Annotated in this window: 16 protein-coding genes; 6 read left to right on the top strand and 10 right to left on the bottom strand. The window is 67.4% G+C overall.

Annotation, left to right across the window (positions count from 1 at the left end):
* Positions 1–176 precede the first annotated feature (176 nt).
* A complete protein-coding gene (gene bla, locus ACQKQD_RS32725) occupies positions 177–1,070 on the bottom strand; it encodes a class A beta-lactamase (protein WP_427510804.1) in 894 nt (297 codons plus the stop codon).
* Between the two features lie 352 nt (positions 1,071–1,422).
* Here bla and ACQKQD_RS32720 point away from each other — a divergent pair, with 352 nt between their 5' ends.
* Positions 1,423–2,859 carry an IS1182 family transposase gene (locus tag ACQKQD_RS32720; protein WP_427510803.1) on the top strand — a complete coding sequence of 479 codons (1,437 nt, stop codon included), beginning with the start codon at positions 1,423–1,425 and terminating at the stop codon, positions 2,857–2,859.
* Between the two features lie 84 nt (positions 2,860–2,943).
* Here ACQKQD_RS32720 and ACQKQD_RS32715 read toward each other — a convergent pair whose 3' ends face one another.
* Entirely contained in the window at positions 2,944–3,588 is a 645-nt protein-coding gene (locus tag ACQKQD_RS32715; protein ID WP_427510802.1) for a glutathione S-transferase family protein, read from the bottom strand.
* Positions 3,589–3,785: 197 nt separating this feature from the next.
* On the opposite strand from ACQKQD_RS32715, the gene ACQKQD_RS32710 reads away from it, so the two are divergent.
* Positions 3,786–4,205, top strand: a complete 420-nt coding sequence (locus ACQKQD_RS32710; RefSeq protein WP_427510801.1) for a GNAT family N-acetyltransferase — start codon at positions 3,786–3,788, stop codon at positions 4,203–4,205.
* A gap of 125 nt (positions 4,206–4,330) precedes the next feature.
* Here ACQKQD_RS32710 and ACQKQD_RS32705 read toward each other — a convergent pair whose 3' ends face one another.
* The gene (locus ACQKQD_RS32705) at positions 4,331–4,819 is read right to left on the bottom strand and encodes a GNAT family N-acetyltransferase (protein WP_427510800.1); all 489 of its coding nucleotides are present in this window, start codon (positions 4,817–4,819) and stop codon (positions 4,331–4,333) included.
* A 341-nt stretch (positions 4,820–5,160) separates the two neighbouring features.
* On the opposite strand from ACQKQD_RS32705, the gene ACQKQD_RS32700 reads away from it, so the two are divergent.
* The gene (locus ACQKQD_RS32700; RefSeq protein ID WP_427510807.1) at positions 5,161–5,439 is read left to right on the top strand and encodes a GNAT family N-acetyltransferase; all 279 of its coding nucleotides are present in this window, start codon (positions 5,161–5,163) and stop codon (positions 5,437–5,439) included.
* A gap of 143 nt (positions 5,440–5,582) precedes the next feature.
* On the opposite strand, the gene ACQKQD_RS32695 is transcribed toward ACQKQD_RS32700, so the two are convergent.
* Positions 5,583–6,368 carry a uridine kinase gene (locus ACQKQD_RS32695; RefSeq protein WP_427510799.1) on the bottom strand — a complete coding sequence of 262 codons (786 nt, stop codon included), beginning with the start codon at positions 6,366–6,368 and terminating at the stop codon, positions 5,583–5,585.
* A 75-nt stretch (positions 6,369–6,443) separates the two neighbouring features.
* The gene (locus ACQKQD_RS32690) at positions 6,444–9,575 is read right to left on the bottom strand and encodes an AAA family ATPase (RefSeq protein WP_427510798.1); all 3,132 of its coding nucleotides are present in this window, start codon (positions 9,573–9,575) and stop codon (positions 6,444–6,446) included.
* A gap of 272 nt (positions 9,576–9,847) precedes the next feature.
* Between ACQKQD_RS32690 and ACQKQD_RS32685 the strand changes: the two genes are divergently transcribed.
* The 3 genes from ACQKQD_RS32685 (at position 9,848) to ACQKQD_RS32675 (ending at position 13,001) form a co-directional block, all read left to right on the top strand.
* Positions 9,848–10,363, top strand: a complete 516-nt coding sequence (locus ACQKQD_RS32685) for a conjugal transfer protein TraD (protein WP_427510797.1) — start codon at positions 9,848–9,850, stop codon at positions 10,361–10,363.
* Complete coding sequence (locus ACQKQD_RS32680) at positions 10,360–12,345, top strand: type IV secretory system conjugative DNA transfer family protein (protein WP_427510796.1); 1,986 nt, start codon at positions 10,360–10,362, stop codon at positions 12,343–12,345. The genes ACQKQD_RS32685 and ACQKQD_RS32680 overlap by 4 nt, the downstream gene beginning before the upstream one ends.
* 74 nt (positions 12,346–12,419) lie before the next feature.
* Positions 12,420–13,001, top strand: coding sequence for a hypothetical protein (locus ACQKQD_RS32675; protein WP_427510795.1), 582 nt, complete (start codon positions 12,420–12,422; stop codon positions 12,999–13,001).
* Between the two features lie 116 nt (positions 13,002–13,117).
* On the opposite strand, the gene ACQKQD_RS32670 is transcribed toward ACQKQD_RS32675, so the two are convergent.
* From ACQKQD_RS32670 to ACQKQD_RS32650, 5 genes are all read right to left on the bottom strand, one after another.
* Positions 13,118–13,417, bottom strand: coding sequence for a type II toxin-antitoxin system RelE/ParE family toxin (locus ACQKQD_RS32670; protein ID WP_427510794.1), 300 nt, complete (start codon positions 13,415–13,417; stop codon positions 13,118–13,120).
* Positions 13,414–13,683 (bottom strand): type II toxin-antitoxin system ParD family antitoxin, encoded by a 270-nt coding sequence (locus ACQKQD_RS32665; protein ID WP_427510793.1) that lies wholly within the window; start codon positions 13,681–13,683, stop codon positions 13,414–13,416. The genes ACQKQD_RS32670 and ACQKQD_RS32665 overlap by 4 nt, the downstream gene beginning before the upstream one ends.
* A gap of 261 nt (positions 13,684–13,944) precedes the next feature.
* Positions 13,945–14,760: a helix-turn-helix domain-containing protein gene (locus tag ACQKQD_RS32660; RefSeq protein WP_427510792.1), complete on the bottom strand. Its 816-nt coding sequence runs from the start codon at positions 14,758–14,760 to the stop codon at positions 13,945–13,947.
* A gap of 732 nt (positions 14,761–15,492) precedes the next feature.
* On the bottom strand, positions 15,493–15,861 hold the full coding sequence (locus tag ACQKQD_RS32655; protein WP_427510791.1) for a hypothetical protein: 369 nt from the start codon (positions 15,859–15,861) through the stop codon (positions 15,493–15,495).
* Entirely contained in the window at positions 15,858–16,508 is a 651-nt protein-coding gene (locus tag ACQKQD_RS32650) for a ParA family protein (RefSeq protein WP_427510790.1), read from the bottom strand. Before ACQKQD_RS32650 ends, ACQKQD_RS32655 begins: the two co-directional genes overlap by 4 nt.
* Positions 16,509–16,536 lie beyond the last annotated feature (28 nt).

Genomic DNA, 16,536 nt, shown 5'->3' with positions numbered 1-16,536 from the left:
GACATAGGTATCTTGAAACAGCAGTCTCATTATGGGGTCGTGGCGGGCAGCTTTTGGGGTCGATCTTCCGAAAGCTGCCTTACCGCTATCCACCCCAAGCGGTCCTACGGCTACCGACCCTTGTCGGGCATACGGACTGGCGTAAAGTTTTCCCGAAAGCGGCCGTTCCAGGATGGTCAGACGCCTGAGGCAATCCTGCCGATTTCAGCCAAGATCGAGTTACGCTGTTCAGATGTAATATCTGGAACCTCGCAATAAGCCGCGATGACGAGAGGGGGGCGATCATTAGGCCATGCAACCGCAACGTCATTGGCATTCCCGAGTTTATCATTGTTTGTTCCAGTCTTGTCGGCAATCAACCAGTATTTTGGCAGTCCCGCCCGCAATCTTGTATAACCTGTCTTGCATTCAATCATCCAGCTTGCAAGCTGTGCTCGAGAAAGGTCCGACAAGAAATCTGTGAAGAACAACTTCCGCAGATTTGCCGCCATGGCGGCGGCTGTAGTAGTATCTCTCAAATCATCAGGCCAACCAGGGTAATTCATCTCTGTTTCAAGCCGATCCAGTCTGGTGACACTGTCTCCGATCTCTCTGCAAAAAGCCGTTAGTGCAGTTGGTCCGCCTAAGGTAGCCAGCATCAGATTGGCAGACGTGTTGTCGCTATAGCCCAGCCCGGCTTCACAGATCTCCCCAAGAGTCATGCCGGGTTCATTTACACGACCGCTCGTAATTGGCGAATACTCAACAAGATCGCCCTTGGTAAAAGTCAAACGTCGGCTCAGTTTTTCATTTCCCTGGTCAACTTTGTGTAGAATGTTAGCGACAGCAAGGACCTTAAAAGTGCTGCACATTTGAACACGCTCGTCTGAGCGGTATTCAATATGAATATCAGACATATGATCTATAATGCTTACGCAGATGCGCCCTTTGTGGCGGCGCTCGAGTTCTGCAAGGCTCTGACTGATAGATGCAGCTTGAGCTTTTGAAGCGACTGCGGTGGGAGCTTGGGCTAGGAACGGAACTGCTGAAAGCGAACCGGCAATCACAACCCGCCGCGAGATCGATTTCATAAATAATTCCTTCGTAATTTTTGGGAGACAAGACATCCTGTTGGTCAATGGAAAACTAAGACCATCAATGGCTTATCGCCTCTACCACAGTACTAAGCGATAGGAACACATTCGTGCCGGCGCCATTGGATATGATGCCGGCACTGCCGGTAACTCGCCTGCAATTCCACTGAACAGGAACAGTGTCCCGCTTTCGTGCCGAACTGTACGGCTCCATGCCCCATACGGATTGCGGGCATGACGAGGTCCGCCTTGATGCGGATGCCGCTTGGAAGCGGACCGACGGTAATCCACCGAGGCTGTGTGAAAACGCTGCTGTTCTGATAGTCTCTGCGGGACGGCGGAGGCGGCTATGGCGCGTTTTGTTTGTGGTACTGATCGCCATCAAGTCACTCTTCTGCCGAACCGGCTGGACGATTACGTATCCGAGGACAATCCGGTGCGCGTCGTCGATGCATTCGTCGACGAACTCGATCTCTCGGCTCTGGGTTTTGACGGCGTGGTGCCGGCCACGACGGGCCGGCCCGGCTACCATCCCGCGACGCTGCTGAAGATCTACCTCTACGGCTATCTCCACCAAGTCGCCTCCAGCCGCCGCCTGGAGCGCGAGGCCGGCCGCAACGTCGAGCTGATGTGGCTGACCGGCCGCCTCGCCCCGGACTTCAAGACCATCGCCGACTTCCGGCGCGACAACGGTCTTGCGATCCAAGCCGCCTGCCGCCAGTTCGTGGTGCTGTGTCGCCAACTCGGCCTCCTGGCCGGTGGTGTCGTGGCGCTGGACGGCAGCCGCTTCAAAGCGGTGAACGCCCGTGATCGCAACTTCACCCCAGCCGCGGTCCGGCGCCGCATCGAGCAGGTCGAGGCGAGCATCGCACGCTATCTCGCCGCCCTCGACACCGCCGACCGCCAGGAAGACGAGGTCGCGCGCGTGCGCAAGGTGCGCATCGCCGAGCGTCTGGACGCCCTGCGGACGCGAATGCGCGAGTTGCAGGCGATGGAGACGCTCGTCGAGGCTGTCCCCGACCGGCAGATCTCGCTGACAGACCCGGACGCGCGGGCGATGGCCACGAGCGGTAAGGGCACGGGGATGGTCGGCTATAACGTGCAGGCAGTCGTCGACACCGAGCATCATCTGATCGTCGCGCATGAGGTGACCAACGTCGGGCACGACCGCACCCAGCTGGCGCACATGAGCCGCCAGGGCCAAGTGGCGACCGGGCATGAAGGTCTCAGCGTGCTGGCCGACCGGGGCTACTTCTCGGGCGAGGAGATCCTGGCCTGCGAGCAGGCCGGCATCGCGGTGACGCTGCCCAAGCCGCTGACCTCGGGCGCTAAGGCGGAGGGGCGCTTCGGCAAACAAGACTTCGTCTACGAGCCAGAGGCGGACGCCTACCGGTGTCCGGCCGGCGAGCGGCTCTCCTACCGTTACACGAACGTGGAGGGCGGACTGACGCTACGCCGCTACTGGACGACGGCCTGCCACGACTGCGCGATCAAGGCACGCTGCACGCCGGCCAAGGAGCGGCGGGTGACGCGGTGGGAGCACGAGGCTGTCTTGGAAGCCGTACAGCGCCGGCTCGACGAGGATCCTCATGCGATGCGCACGCGGCGCCAGACGGTCGAGCACGTGTTCGGGACGCTCAAAGGCTGGATGGGGGCGACGCACTTCCGGATGCGACGGTTGAGAAACGTGGCCACCGAGATGAGCCTGCAGGTCCTGGCCTACAATCTGAAGCGGGTCATGGCGATCCTCGGAACCGGGCCTCTCCTCACCGCCCTGCGGGCGTGAGGGCACGCGGCACCTCGCACCCCGTCACCAATCCGCTCCGACATACCCAACCGCGTTCTCACACAGCCTCCACCCACAGCAGATCTAATCCGGACATCTGAGTTCGTCGTAGGAGACCATAACGTGCTCGCGGAACGCGGGTCGCGCGGACAGCGCGTCGAAATACCGGCGGATGGCCGGATGCTTCGGTCGCTCGATGGCGATGTCGAAGTAGCGGAAGAGCACGTGCGCGAACTGGATGTCCGCCACCGTGAGGTCGTCCGAGGCAAGGAACGCCGTGCGGGACAGCCGCGCCTCGGCGATGTCGAGGAAACGGGTCAGGTTCTCCACGGCCCGCGCGACAGCCGCATGATCCCGGCCGGCCGACGCCATCCTGACCACCCGCCAGAAGATCGGCGCGGTGAAGTTCATGGCGACGTTGAGCTTTGACCATTCGGCCCACTTGTCGACCTCCGCGCGCGCGGGTCCCTCCGGCGGCCAGAAGGAGGGGGGCCCGTAGCGGCCCGCCAAGTAGCGCAGGATCGCTCCCGTCTCCCAGAGCGGCTCCCCTTCACCATCGCGGAGGACCGGCACCGTGCCGTTAGGATTCATGGCCCGGAACGCGGGCGTGTCCAGGCCGCCGTAGCGGTGGCCGGCGTCGTGCCGCTCGTATGGCAGGCCAAGCTCGCCAATGCCCCACATCAGCGCCTGGACGTTGGATGAGGTTTTGCGGCCCCATACAGTGAGCATGGCGTCATCCCGCTAGCAAACGAGTAAGCCGCTACGTGACACGCCTCGCGGTCTTGCGCCACTTCATGCAGCCAAGGGCAGGCAGCGCCCAACGGCTGATCCTGACCGGTTGCGACCCAACTGAGCCGTTCGCAGCGCCGTTGCCACTTCCCGAAAGCAGCCGTTGAAAATGGGCGAGGTTGGAATAAGCTCACGCCATGGCGGTTCGAGTTGTCATTCCTGAAAGTCCGAGTGAGGCGGATCGCAACGCTGTCATAGAGCCGCTACGCGCTTATAATGCTTCTCAAGTAGAAAATCCTCTTCGCCGACCTGTGGCCATATTGTTGGTAGACGAGGACGGGGCCCATATGGGAGGACTTTGGGGGAAATGCACATACGATTGGCTACACATTGAATTGCTTGCAATACACGAAGATCATCGAGGTCGTAATTACGGCACAATGATTTTACATGAAGCTGAGCGGCTAGCTAGATCCAACAATTGCGTTGGAATTTGGCTTGATACATTCGAATTTCAGGCTTGCGGTTTTTATAAGAAATTGGGATTTGAAATGTTCGGAAAGATCGAAGATCATCCTATTGGGCAAAATCGATATTTTCTTCGCAAAAGATTTTAGTAAGTAATGCCTATCTGTCGTCCCCGAGAGCAGGCAATGATCCAGGCGGCCGCAGCGGACAGTCTTCTGTCGACCCAATCCAGACGCCCAGACGCCTGTCCGAGCATCCCGAAAGCCGATATTCGTCAACCGTCCGTTTGTTTCGGTTTGGGGTGATCTGCGAGCTTCCCTGCTAGAGGTTTAGCCATGACCATGGAGCTATACCCCTCCAATGGTCCATAGCCTCGCGCGATATAGAACCGCTGCGCCGTCTTCGTGCTCTCCAGCAGACACATCGAGACCTCATGTTGGGCGCTGACATCTTCCATCGCCTTAAGGAGTGCAGTACTGACCCCTTGGTATCTGGCTTCCGGTGCGACGTAGTTGAGTAGGATTGTCCCCCCTCCATCGACCATACCCACACCGATGATCTCGGTCGCACGCTCGATCACGAAAAGCGATGCGCCGGGCTGGGCCAGCCAAGCGAGCCAACTGTCAGGGGTCTTATTGGCCGTCCATGCCGCGATGGCGGCTGGATCGCCGGCGTGGTCGGCATGGCAAAGTTCGGAGATTGACCGCCGGAGGACGCTGCTACCAGCCTCGGCATCTCTGGGTGTAGCAAGGCGCGCGTTCATGGCTCATCGTCTCTCGCTAATAGTCCACCCGCTAGCGAGCCAACCCAGCCGCCTGGATCGCGACGGGCGCTTCCCACAAGCGGTCGTTCGGGGGCTTCTGGAAACGTCGGCTTGGAGTAGCAGGCGGTCCTCTTCCTAGGCTAAAATGCAAAAGTGGAGTTGCCCAGCCTGCCCGCCGACCTTTCGTTCCCACGCCTTGGGAACACCGCTGGCGACATCAACTTTGCCTTCCGAGCAAAGTGTTCAGCGCTCGGGCCACACATCGCAGCGCGATGGGGTTGGGACGAATCTTTCCAGCGCAAAGTTCATGAGCAGCCATACGCTGACAAGCCTTTTTTGCAATTCAGCGCTTAGGACAGAGACTAGGAACGATCTCAATCGAGTTTTATTCGATACATATACGTCTTGGTGAGTTATATTTGCTTCCAAGCTATCACGGGCACGGCATCGGAACCGAAATTCTACAGCACTTTATCGGCTTGGCGGATGGGAAAGAACTTCCGGTCAGACTGGAATATCTTCACTGGAACCCGGTTGGTGGGCTCTACAGGCGTTTCGGCTTCGTGGAACTGACACGCTCTGAGGCTCACTGCTTTATGGAGCGACCTCCCGCTTCATGAGCGGCGGCTCTAGGTCGATGATAGATCGAGCGCTTGGGGCCGAGCCCTTGTTAGTCGAGTTTTCAAGGGATCGGCGGCCAGCGGTCTGAAGCGTCGGTGCCAAGAGCAAACTCGAAGGAGAGCACGAACTCACGAATGCGGCGCTAGGCATTCCATTTGACGATGTTGGTCCGTGTTAGATCCGAGTGATCAACAACAACCGAGGCAGCTTGCGTTGGTTTGCATTCGTCGAGGTACAACCTGTTGCCTTCGATGTAGCGTCGGTTCGATGCCGCTGCTGGATCGGGATCGCCGAACCCCGGGCCGCGGCTTGCTCCCCTCGGAATGGTGACTTCGAACGGCGCATTGAGGAAGACTGTGAAGTCCCAGTAGCCGCGCAACTCCGGACGATGCAGAAACAGCCCGTCAAAGACGAGGATCGCATCGTTGGACGCAACCTGCTCCTCTGCCTCGATCGGCCTATCCATTGCATGATCGAAAGCGGCCGACCGGAAGCGCCGCGAGCCCTGCGCCATCAGCGGCCGCAGCAGCACGCTTTGAAGAAGCGGGTAGTTGTAGGAATGGCGGTAGAAGCCTTCGGGAGACGATCGACCGAGGCGGTAGCGAACGGAACGAGGATGGTGGAACCCATCCGCCGAACTGCGGACGACCTCGCATCCCCGTGCCCGCAGCGCGGCCCCGAGGTCATCGGCGAAGGTTGTTTTGCCAACGCCGTCCACGCCGTCCACTCCAACCATAAGCCCGCGCTTCGGCTGAGCGGCGAGGTGGTCTGCGATGCGATCAACGACTGTCATGATTTGACCTTCCACGCGACGCGGGACGATCGAGTTTAATCTGAACCACTCCAAGGTTTGCAGCGTCGGCTTTGGGTCAATCCTGCTCCATAGCGGAAGGTCGTCTCTCCACCCTCTGCGGGCGATGCCGGTCATTATCAGACATCGGATTTGAACCGCCCGGAACGCCTCTCCGACACGTCGTGCCCGCTCTCGTCTCGGCCCACGCGCTCAGAGTCTGATCCCGATATCCCGGCTGTGGCGAGCGGAGACCCGCTGCACCGTCATCGCCCGTGCGCGCGCCGCATCCATCCGGCAGGCAGCCCCGTAGAGTTCGCCGACCGTGGTGAGGGCGGACCGGTCAGCGTCCGGTACCTGGACGGGATCGACGGCCCCCCCGCCCAGCAAGGTGCGCGCTCCGGCAGCCCCGAAGCGGGCCTCGACCGCCGCCCGGAACGCCCGGACCTCCCGCGCGAGCCCCTCGGGTACCACCGCGTCGGTCGAGATGTTAACCCCCACTCTCCCCTCGGCCCGCCCACCGAATGCCGTGAGCGCCGTCACCGCCTCGCCCGAGAGCACCGGGATCGCCGTCGCGTCCGCCCGCATCTGCGCCTCGACGGCGGCGCGGTAGCCGACCTGCGCCCGCGCGTCCGCCTCGGCCATCCGCGTCAGGTTCGCGCCCAGCACCGCCGCCGCGGCGCGCGCCGTCTGCCGCTCGGCCCGGGCCCCGGCCCCGGCGAACAGCCCAGTCCGGCCCCGCAGCCGGCCGATCGCCTCCGGCTCCGCCGCGAGCCGGCGCGCCGCGCTCGTGGATCCGTCCCGGGCGAGCAGCGCGTCCAGCCGCCGCAGCGCCGCCGCCGGATCGCGGTAGGCGGTTCCGAGCGTGGCCGCCCGCTCCGCTCGGGCCCGGATCACCGCGGCATCGCCCGCCACGGCCGCGGCCAGACTCGCGGCGTCGAGCCCCCGCCCGAGGCTGTCCCGGCCCGCGCCGACGAACGCCGGGATCAGGACGGCCGCGGCGAGCGCATCGGGCCCCGGCCTCCGCGCGACCGGCCGCACACCCAGTCCGGGGGAATCCGCCGGTCGGCGCACGGGCTCGGGAAGACGCGGCCGAGCCGACAGGGAGCGGCGCTGCGCGGGCGTGAGCTCGTCCGGTGCGGCGAAGGCCAGCGAGGCCGCCTTCACCTCCGACCGCCCCATCTGACGCGCCAGCTGGCGCAGGTCCGCCGCCGTCTCCGTCGCGGCGAACACCGCCACGCCGAGCCGCTGGCGCGTCAGCGCCACGTAGGCCGAGGCTGAGCGCCAAAATTTTGAGTGGAGCAGGTAGGTGTGGTCGAGTGTGCGGCCCTGTCCCTTGTAGATGGTGCCCGCGTAGCCGAGCCGGTACCCGTCGAACCCGGACGGTGCCCACGTCACCACCCGCGCCGCCCGCCCGGCCGGGGCGTCGAGCCGCAGGCTGATCCGATCGGCCGCGATCGCGACGATCACCCCGGCATGGCCGTTGTACAGCCCCGCCGCCTTCCAGGTCTCGGTGATCTGCACCCGGTCTCCGAGCGCGAACGCGCCGGCCCCGTGCTTCGTCGTGAACCGATGGTCCGCCCCGAGCTCGCCGCGCTCGCGCCGGGCCCTCCGCAGCGCCGCGTTGAGGGCGTCGACCTCGGCGTTGGTGTAGGCGAACACGAACCGCGCGGCGTTCGGGTCGGCGGCGCTGTCGCGCGTCCAGCGCGCCACCAGCGCCGCCAGGGCCTCGTCCTGGGTCCGCGTCCAGACCAGGGCCTCGTGGCGCGCAAACCCCCGCAGCGCCGGCTCGAACCGGCCGTCGGCCAGATCCTGGGCGGCCTGGCGCTGCCAGTCGACCCGCTGCCGGGTCACGTGCCGGATCTCGGCGGCGCCGTGCGCCCGCACCAGCTCGGGGAACAGGCCGCCGCGCTCGATTGCGGCGAGCTGCCGGTCGTCGCCCGCGAGCACGAGCTTCGCCCCGGAGAGCCGGGCCTCGGCCAGCAGGGCGCCGAGCACGCGCGTGTCCAGCATCGCCGCCTCGTCGACCACCACCAGCGTGCCCCGGTCCCAGGCGGTGCGCCCGTTCTTCAGGGCGAACAGCTCGGCGTGCACGGTCCCGGCGCGCGCGAACCCCGCCTGGGCGAGATCCTGCGCCACCGTGTTGGTCGGGGCCAACCCGATCACCCGGTAGCCGGCGGCTGCATGCGCATCCCGGACCGCGTCCAGGGTGAACGACTTGCCCGTCCCGGCGCGGCCGATCACCAGCTTGAGCCCGCCCGCGCCGGCGGCGTGGTCGAACGCGGCGCGCTGGTCCGGCCGCAGCATCGTGGCCCCCGGGGCCGCCGCGCGCGCCCGCTCGGTTAGGGCGCGGTGCCGCCCGGCCGCGACCGCGGCCCCATCCGCCATCGCGGCCCGCTCCTGCCCGCGCACGGTGCGGGTGGTGTAGCGCCCGACCGGCGCGCCGGTCTCGGGATCGTGCAGCGCCAGCACCGCCCCCGACCCGAGCACCCGGTCCCGCACCGTCGCCCGCTCCGCCGCGTCCGGTAGGTGCTTGGCGAGGTATCGGTCGAGCTCGCGCGCGGTGAAGGTCGCCGCCGTGCGCGTCAGCGCCTCCAGGACCTGGGTCGGATCGCGCGCCGCGAGCGCGTTCGCCCGCCGGATCTCCTCGGCCCGGGCGTTGGCCGCGGCCTCCGGGGCGCGCATCCGCACCGGGCCGATATGCTCCGCCGGCACCGCGGCCGTCGGGTCCACCCGGATCTCCAGGCCGTGGGCGGCGAAGTACCGGTCCTGGTAGTCGCGCCAGGTCGCGCCCCAGGCCTCGGCCTCCGCCACGAGCGGGCCGCCCGCGCCCTGCCGGACCTCGGGGTCTAGGTCGCGCGCCTTCTTGGGAGACAGCCCGGCCCCCTCGACGCGCCGGGTGGTGATCAGCAGGTGCGCGTGGTGGTTCGCGCGCTCGCCCTCGCTCTCCGCCGCGTGCGGGGCGTGCACGTCGATCTGGACCGCCAAGCCCTTCGCGACGAAGTGCTCCAGGGCGAAGCCGCGCGCCAGGGCGATCCGATCCTGCGGGCTCAGGTCGGCGTTCGCCGGCAGGGCCAGCACGATCTCCCGGGCGACCTGGGCGTCCTGCCGCCGCTCCGCCGCCTCGGCACGGTTCCACAGAACGGCGGCCTCGGCCAGCGCCGGATCCGCGCCCGCGGGCAGCAGCACCGCGTGGTAGGTGGGGGCGCCCCGGTGGGCGAACGTGAAGGTCTCGCCGGTGCGCTGGTCGGGGATCAGCGTCCGGGCGTTGTAGGCGGCCGAGCGCGTGGCCGAGCCGCCGCTGGAGCGGCCGATATACCGGGCGCGGGCGAAGGCGATGGCCACGCCCTGGATATGGTCAAGCTCGGTCCCCTTCGGAAGGCCTCCCGACGCGGCATTCGTCAGAATGCATATTGCGTCTGCTTGCCTGGCTCCGGCTACCGCCTCCGCCCGCGCAGAACCCGCTGACGCGGTCCGGCTCGCCAGCACCGGATGAAGCGCTCCCCCTCGATCAGGTGACCTCCTTCAGTCCCGGAATGATCCATGAGACGATTGGCCATCGCAACGATTCGGAAACCAACCTGCCGGGGCCCTCCTCCGGCGGGAGAGGAGGACTCATGCCCCGCACCACCCTGGCCGAGCGCCAGGAACGCCTCGCCCAGCAGCGCGCGCGCCTGTCGCTGGAAGAGAACCGCCTGCGCGAGGCCGAGCGCAAGGCCCGCACCCGCCGCCTGATCGAGGCCGGCGGGCTGGTCGACAAGGCCGGGCTCCTCGGCCTGGAGCCCAACGCCCTCTACGGCGGCCTGCTCAGCCTCGCCCACGCCAGCGCCGACCCCGACCGCCTGAGCCGCTGGCGCGTCGCGGGCGGGCAGGCCTTCGACCGGGACGCCCAGGCCCGCGCCGCCGGGCGCGAGCCCCTGGTCCTCACCGCCGTGCACGCCTTGCCGACCGCGGCCACGACCCGCCTGCGCGGCCTCGGCTTCCGGTGGTCCAAGGTTCTCCGCCACTGGGAGGGCCTGGCGCTCTACGACGAGGCGAAGGCGCTCGCCGACGAGGTGGGTGCGAGCTTGAGCCGGGTCACGGCGCACGCGCCGCAGGACGCTTCGGGCGATCACGCGGAGGACCGGGCATGAGCGTGCTGTTCCGCGCAACCGGGCTGCTGCCGGCGCCGCTGGCGCTGGCCGCCTGGTTCTGGGGTGGGACCGTGTGGGCCCAGCTCTTCGTCTGGGCCGGCCTGCACGGCCCCCCCTTCGGCCTCGATCTCGGGGGTGCCCCGCTCTTCCGCCTGGTCGGCCCGTTCCTGGTCGTGGGCTTCTGCGTCTGGGCGCACCGGGAGGCGCTGCTGCGCCGGACCGGCGTCTACGCCGCGATGCTCGGCACCGCGGTGGCCATCGGCCTGACCCTGTGGCCGGAGTGGCAGCGGCTCGCGGTCTACCGCGCGACCATGCCGCCGGCCGCCGTCCTCGGGATGGCCGGCCCCGCCGAGATCCTGGCGGCCATCCTCGGCCCCCTCGGGCTCGCGATCGGCGCCTGCCTGCTCGGCCCCGACCCGTTCGCGAAGGCGGCCCCGGGCGTCAAGCGCACGGCCTCCGACCTCCACGGCCACGCCGACTGGCTCGCCATGGATCGGGCTCGCAAGCGCTTCCCCGGGCCCGACCCGGTCCACGGCGGCCTCGTGGTCGGCGAGGCCTACCGCGTCGACCGGGATCCGGGGGCGACACAGCCGTTCGATCCGGAGGATCCCGGCACCTGGGGGCAGGGCGGCACGATGCCCCTGCTGATCGATCCGTGCCGCTTCGGCCCGACCCACGCCCTGGTGTTCGCCGGCTCGGGAGCCTTCAAGACTACCTCGGTCGCGGTGCCGACCCTATTGACCTGGACCGGCAGTGCGGTCGTCCTCGACCCGTCGCGGGAGATCGGCCCGATGCTGACGCCGGCCCGTCTCGCCATGGGGCATCGGATCGTCACCCTCGACCCGACCGACCCGGCGAGTGGCTCGATCGATGCGCTGGCCGCCATCGATCCGTCCAGCCCCGTCGCGGCGGCGCAGGTCGAGACCATCACCGCCCTGATCTGCGGCGACCCGCCCCCCGAGCGGGCGGCCAGCGGCACCGCGGCGGTGTTCCAGGATCTCTCCAAGACCATGATCGCCTGTCAGATCTTCGACCTGGTCTGGGACCTGTCCCTGCCCCGGGCGGAGCGGACCCTGGCGGGCCTGCGCCGCCGCGTGGTCACCCCCGAGGCGCAGATGCGCGAGCGCTTGGCGGAGATCCACGCCAGTTCGGCCTCGCCCCAGGCCCGCCAGCTCGCCGGAACCCTAATGGAGCTCGTCGATGAGACGTTCTCGGGGGTCTACGCCAACGCGGCGCGCGACACGCGCTGGCTGTCCGACCCGGCCTACGCCGCCCTCGTCTCCGACGGCGGCCTCGACCTGCGCGCGCTGCGGGACGGCGGGGTCAGCGTGTTCGTGCAGATCCCGCTCGACGCCCTGCGGGCGACCCCGGCGCTGGCCCGCATCATCATCGGTAGCCTGCTCGACGCGGTCTACCGCGCGGACGGTGCGGTCCAGGGCAGGGTGCTCTTCCTGCTTGACGAGGTGGCTCAGCTCGGCCGCATGCGGATCGTGGAGACCGCCCGCGACGCCGGGAGAAAGTACAAAATCACGTTGTTGCCGCTGTACCAGGCGCTCGGCCAGTTGACGGATCAGTGGGGTCCGTCGGGCAAGAGCGCCTGGTACGCTTCGACCTCATGGCGGCTGTTTGCGGCGGTGCAGGATCCGGAGACCGCCGAGGAGGTCGCGCGCCTGTGTGGCGGATTCAGCGCCGAGGCCACCAGCCGGGGGGAGACCCGCGGCACCTCGGGCCAGGTGGGCGGCCGCTCCTCCAGCTCGACCGGGCACAGCCAGACCCACTCGGAGGTCCGGCGAGCCCTGATCGAACCCTCCGAGCTCCTGCAGGACGCGCGCGTGGATGAGGCGTTCGTATTCCTCACCAACGCCCGGCCTCTGCGCTGCGGCCGAGCCCTGTTCTTCCGCCGGCCCGAGATGGTCGCCCGCGTCGCCGAAAATCGATTCCGGAGCGCGCCGCCGGCCCCGGTCGAGCCTGCAAGGGCCTGATCCGAACGTCCCCTCCCTCGCCGAACGAAGCCGATCACCGGCCCCGCACGACAGGGCACCCCTGAGGAACCGACATGCACCCGATCTTCACCCGCCCGAGCCCCGAGCGCCTGCGCGCGATCCGCGACGAATTCCCCCTGAGCGTGTGCCTGCACGAGGCCGGGCACGCCTGGGTCGGCCGCGCGCTCGGGGCGCCGTTCACGACGCTGCGCCTCCCCGATCTGAACGCCCCGCCCCGCGCCACCGAGCCCGGTCCGGCCGACGCGGAGGCGCTGGACGGCGTGAGGGTCAACACCGCGGGCTTCAGCCGCAGCGACCGGATCAGCGCCCTCCTCGGTGGCTACGCCGGGGAGCTATGCCTCTACGAGCACACCTATCTGGCCCGCAATGGTGAGTTCTTCACCCGGCTGGACTGCAGCATCGACGATGCCGCGGCGATCGCCAAAATCGTCGGCCGGCCGACGCCGACGACGGTTCGGGCGGCCGAGCGGATCCTGGTCGAGGCTCTGATGGCCGTGAACCGGAAGCCCTACACCCTGCTGACGCGCGACCTTGCGGGGTTCCGCCGCTGGGTCTCGCGGTTGCACGCCGCCTGGGAGCACGCGGGCTTCCGCGGCCTGGACATGCGCGCCGACCTGCTCCCCGAGCCCGCCTGAGCGCCCCAGGTCGCGTCGTCCGACACGTAGGGGCCCGGCATCCTCGTCCCGAGTGCACAGGAGACGGCAGCCACCGTGCAGGAGGTTGGATCTCGGCCCGGCTGTGAGCGGGCCTTTCAAGCGGTTGGGAACAGGATCGCCTCGTAATCCTGCGCTCCGTGAAGGACATGCAGGATCTCGATGCGGTCGGCACCGAGCCGATAGAACACCAGGTATCGTCCATAGGGGCGGCGGCGCACGCCGCTGCGCCGGTAGCGCGGCACCAGCGGATACCCTCGCGGGGCATCGGCCAGCCGCCGGCAGCAATCGACCAGCTCGTCGACGAAGCTCACGGCGCGGTCGGGGTTGTCCCCGGCGATGTGGTCACCGATCCGCTCAAGATCGGCTTCAGCCTCTTCGGTGAAGACGACGATCATGCCTTCCCGGCTTGCGACCGGGTTCGGGACCGGTACTTAGCCGTCAGCCGCTCGGCGACCCGTTCCGCCGGCGTGACTCGGCCCTCGTCGGCGTCGGCCAGTCCGCGGGCGATGGCGGCATCGAGCGCGGCGAGGCGTTTTTCCCGCTCCTCGACCAGGCGCACGCCCTCGCGCAGCACCTCGCTGCGCGAGTTGTAACGCCCGGTGGTCACCAGGCTGGTCACGTACTGCTCGAGCCGGGGCCCGAGATCGGCGCTGCTGGGCATGACGGCTGCTCCTCAGGACACGGCCTGCAGCCACTCTGACACGGGAGGATAACTGTTATCAACGGCGCATCGTCATCGCGTGAAGCCTCTGCGCCTCCCCGCGGCGATCTCGTCGCCAGTCCGCCCGCCCTCGATCTAGCTGGCGATCGTGATGGTCATGTCGACGCGACCCCGCGCCTGAGGACGTCGCTCTGGGCGCAGGTGAACCGGCGGTGGGGTGATGGTGGGCACGCGTTCGTCAGACCGTCCGCGCTCAGACCCTCAGCGCATGGCTCTGGCCTTCCCACCACCCTGTTGGATTCTCGGAGGTGTCGCAAGATTGAGGTCGCCCACTGCCCTCCGGCAGCTTTTGGAGGGTTGGGTTATCCTCGAATCTAATGGGATTAGAACCTGAGTATGCGTGCCCTTCGGGGATTTGCACCCTCCCCCCTCGGCCACAGCTGCCTGTTGGGGCAGATGCGCGGGATGGGTCTTGCGGGCGAGGCGCAGCCAGGCGGTCCACTCGGGCGCGACGATGCGGATGATGTTGGTGTCGTTACGAAAGCCCGTGACCCGCCGCTCCTCGACGGTGACCAGCCCGAGCCTCACTGCCTCGCGGATGGCGTTGCGCACGGTGGTCTCGGCCACGCCGACGATCGCCGCGAGGTGGCCCACTGCGAGGCGGCAATCACCCCGGCGTGCGGTCTCGGCCGCCACCAGCGCCAGCACCGCCTGCTCGGCCAGCGTGAACCGGGCCGCGAGCCCTGGTGGAAGCCGCCCCGAGGCGGCCCAACGGCGACGGCGCTCCATCGAGGCGTCCGTGCGCGGGCGCGAGCCGACGGCCCTCCCGGCGGCTTGTACCAATATCTGGGGCTCGCCTGACCCCTGCCCGCTGTTGGTTCCCGTTGGATTCGGCCTCTGTCCGCGCCTGGGTTCGCTCCCGGACAGTGTCCGGCCCTCGATGAGAACGGACAGCGCCTCGGCCTCGGCCTCCGTGACTTTCCCCTCCCCATAGGCACGCCACAGCAGCGCCGTCACGGACGGTAGGGTGATTCGGTCGGCCGCCTCGATCGCGCGGCGAATTTCGTCTGCAAACACGGTCCTCGGCCCTCATCGGGCCGCAACAAGGCGTTCCGGGCCGCCGCAGGTGCGTCCGGTCCACAAGGCAAAGCCTCATCGTTGCGGGAACTGGCGTTCCCGCTTGACGCCCGAGGGCGCTTCGTGGCTTGTGGGGGTTGGATGAAGGGCCCCACAGGCCGCTTTCGATTTCGACGGGCTCTCGGTTTGGCGACCGGGGGCCCGTTGGCTTTTCAGAGGTCGACTTGCGGCGGCGGTGTCTCCTGATGCTCCCGGCGACTCGCGCGAGGCGATGCGTAGCCGGACTTGGCATGTCGGCTGGACGGCACGGCTAAGTCAACGTCGGGCGGGCGTGGCGCTACTTCGCCAAGGCGCATTTGACGGATCGCTCGTAGCTTCGCCGCTTCTTTGATGAAGGGTTAGCCCGGTGCGCGGATCATTGCCTCTTTATGGCGTGAGCATGTTGGTAGGCTTGATGGCGTTGCCCGCGGCGCCGGCGTGGTCCGCTTCGTCGAGCCGCAAGGTTGATCTCGAGCGGCCTATCTGCAGCAGGCATTCAGCCATGATCTCTGCACGCGCAATAACCGAGAGCTGCGCACATAGGGTGTAGCAGGGCGACCGCCCAACCACGGCTCGCCCAGCCCTGCACATCCCGACCGCACCGCGGCTGCTAGCGCCGATTTCGCGCTTTGCAAGTGGTTTTTAAACACCACAAAAACACCAATCAAACACTGTTATGGTGGTAGACGAATGTTATCGCCAGCCGGGCGCCGTTGGCTTGCCAATCACGTGGTCGATCCCCTCCAGGATGAGGGAATGTATCGAGCGGCCTCGGTCCTCGGCGATGCGGGCGAGCGCGGCATGCCGAGCGTCATCGAGGTAGACCGTCTGCCGAGCTGCGACCGGCCGGCGCCCCTTCGGCCTGCCGACGGTCTTCGTGCGCTCCTCGGTCTCGGCCGGCTGCGGATCCTGCGCGGGCGGCATGGCCTGCGGGATTGGGACGGCATCGGTCTGAGGTGCAGGCGCCAAGCTGGCATCTGCATCGTCCTGCTCGACTTCGCGGGCGGCTGCCGCCGCAGCCTTCATCGCCAGCGTCTGCGAGACGTTCGGGCGGCGGCTCATTGGGTCTCTCCAAGGCGGACCATGACGGCATCGGCCAGCGCGGCGAACTCGGTGGCGGATGGCGTGTCGGGCGGGACGGCCTCACCCGTCGCCAGACTGTCGGCCACGATGGCGCGGTAGGAGATAGCTGGCGCTACCGGTTCAGTCAGAGCGGCCAGCGTTGCCACCACGTCGCGCCCTGCCCCGGTGCGGCGGTCGATACGGCTCGGCACAATCAGGATGTCCGGCCGGTCGCGCTTGGCAGCCTTCCGATGTCGGCGGATCGTGCCGACAGTCTCGGCCGCGCCGCGCACGTCCAAAACGGTCGAGCCGGCCGGGACCAGCACGAGGTCGGAAACCGCGATCGTGGCGCCGAACGCTGCACCCATGGCGCCGGGGGCGTCGATCAGCACGAAGTCGGTGCCCTGCCCTCGAACAGCCTTCACCCAAGCGGACACCGCCGAGTCGGCGTCCTCCTCCAACAGGTGCGGGGCGACCTTGAACGGCAGCTGCCCGTCCTCGGCGATCGAGGCGGCGTGTGCGGCCGGATCCGCGTCGAGCACGGCGACGGTGCGCCCGCGGCGGTGCAGCTCGGCGGCGAGGTTGAGGGCCGTGGTCGTCTTGCCGACGCCGCCCTTAGACTGTGCAAGGCCGATAATCCGCACCATGCCGGCGCCACTTTCACGTTATTGTGGT

It is taken from the genome of Methylobacterium sp. NPDC080182, assembly GCF_050281105.1.
Classification (GTDB): domain Bacteria; phylum Pseudomonadota; class Alphaproteobacteria; order Rhizobiales; family Beijerinckiaceae; genus Methylobacterium.
Note: the sequence above shows the minus strand (reverse complement) of the source record. Positions and strands in the feature narration are given on the sequence as shown.

Coding starts and splice junctions, on each gene's coding strand:
- bla (WP_427510804.1), bottom strand. CDS start 1,070: ATGAAATCGATCTCGCGGCGGGTTGTGATTGCCGGTTCGCTTTCAGCA.
- ACQKQD_RS32720 (WP_427510803.1), top strand. CDS start 1,423: ATGGCGCGTTTTGTTTGTGGTACTGATCGCCATCAAGTCACTCTTCTG.
- ACQKQD_RS32715 (WP_427510802.1), bottom strand. CDS start 3,588: ATGCTCACTGTATGGGGCCGCAAAACCTCATCCAACGTCCAGGCGCTG.
- ACQKQD_RS32710 (WP_427510801.1), top strand. CDS start 3,786: ATGGCGGTTCGAGTTGTCATTCCTGAAAGTCCGAGTGAGGCGGATCGC.
- ACQKQD_RS32705 (WP_427510800.1), bottom strand. CDS start 4,819: ATGAACGCGCGCCTTGCTACACCCAGAGATGCCGAGGCTGGTAGCAGC.
- ACQKQD_RS32695 (WP_427510799.1), bottom strand. CDS start 6,368: ATGACCGGCATCGCCCGCAGAGGGTGGAGAGACGACCTTCCGCTATGG.
- ACQKQD_RS32685 (WP_427510797.1), top strand. CDS start 9,848: ATGCCCCGCACCACCCTGGCCGAGCGCCAGGAACGCCTCGCCCAGCAG.
- ACQKQD_RS32680 (WP_427510796.1), top strand. CDS start 10,360: ATGAGCGTGCTGTTCCGCGCAACCGGGCTGCTGCCGGCGCCGCTGGCG.
- ACQKQD_RS32675 (WP_427510795.1), top strand. CDS start 12,420: ATGCACCCGATCTTCACCCGCCCGAGCCCCGAGCGCCTGCGCGCGATC.
- ACQKQD_RS32670 (WP_427510794.1), bottom strand. CDS start 13,417: ATGATCGTCGTCTTCACCGAAGAGGCTGAAGCCGATCTTGAGCGGATC.
- ACQKQD_RS32665 (WP_427510793.1), bottom strand. CDS start 13,683: ATGCCCAGCAGCGCCGATCTCGGGCCCCGGCTCGAGCAGTACGTGACC.
- ACQKQD_RS32655 (WP_427510791.1), bottom strand. CDS start 15,861: ATGAGCCGCCGCCCGAACGTCTCGCAGACGCTGGCGATGAAGGCTGCG.
- ACQKQD_RS32650 (WP_427510790.1), bottom strand. CDS start 16,508: ATGGTGCGGATTATCGGCCTTGCACAGTCTAAGGGCGGCGTCGGCAAG.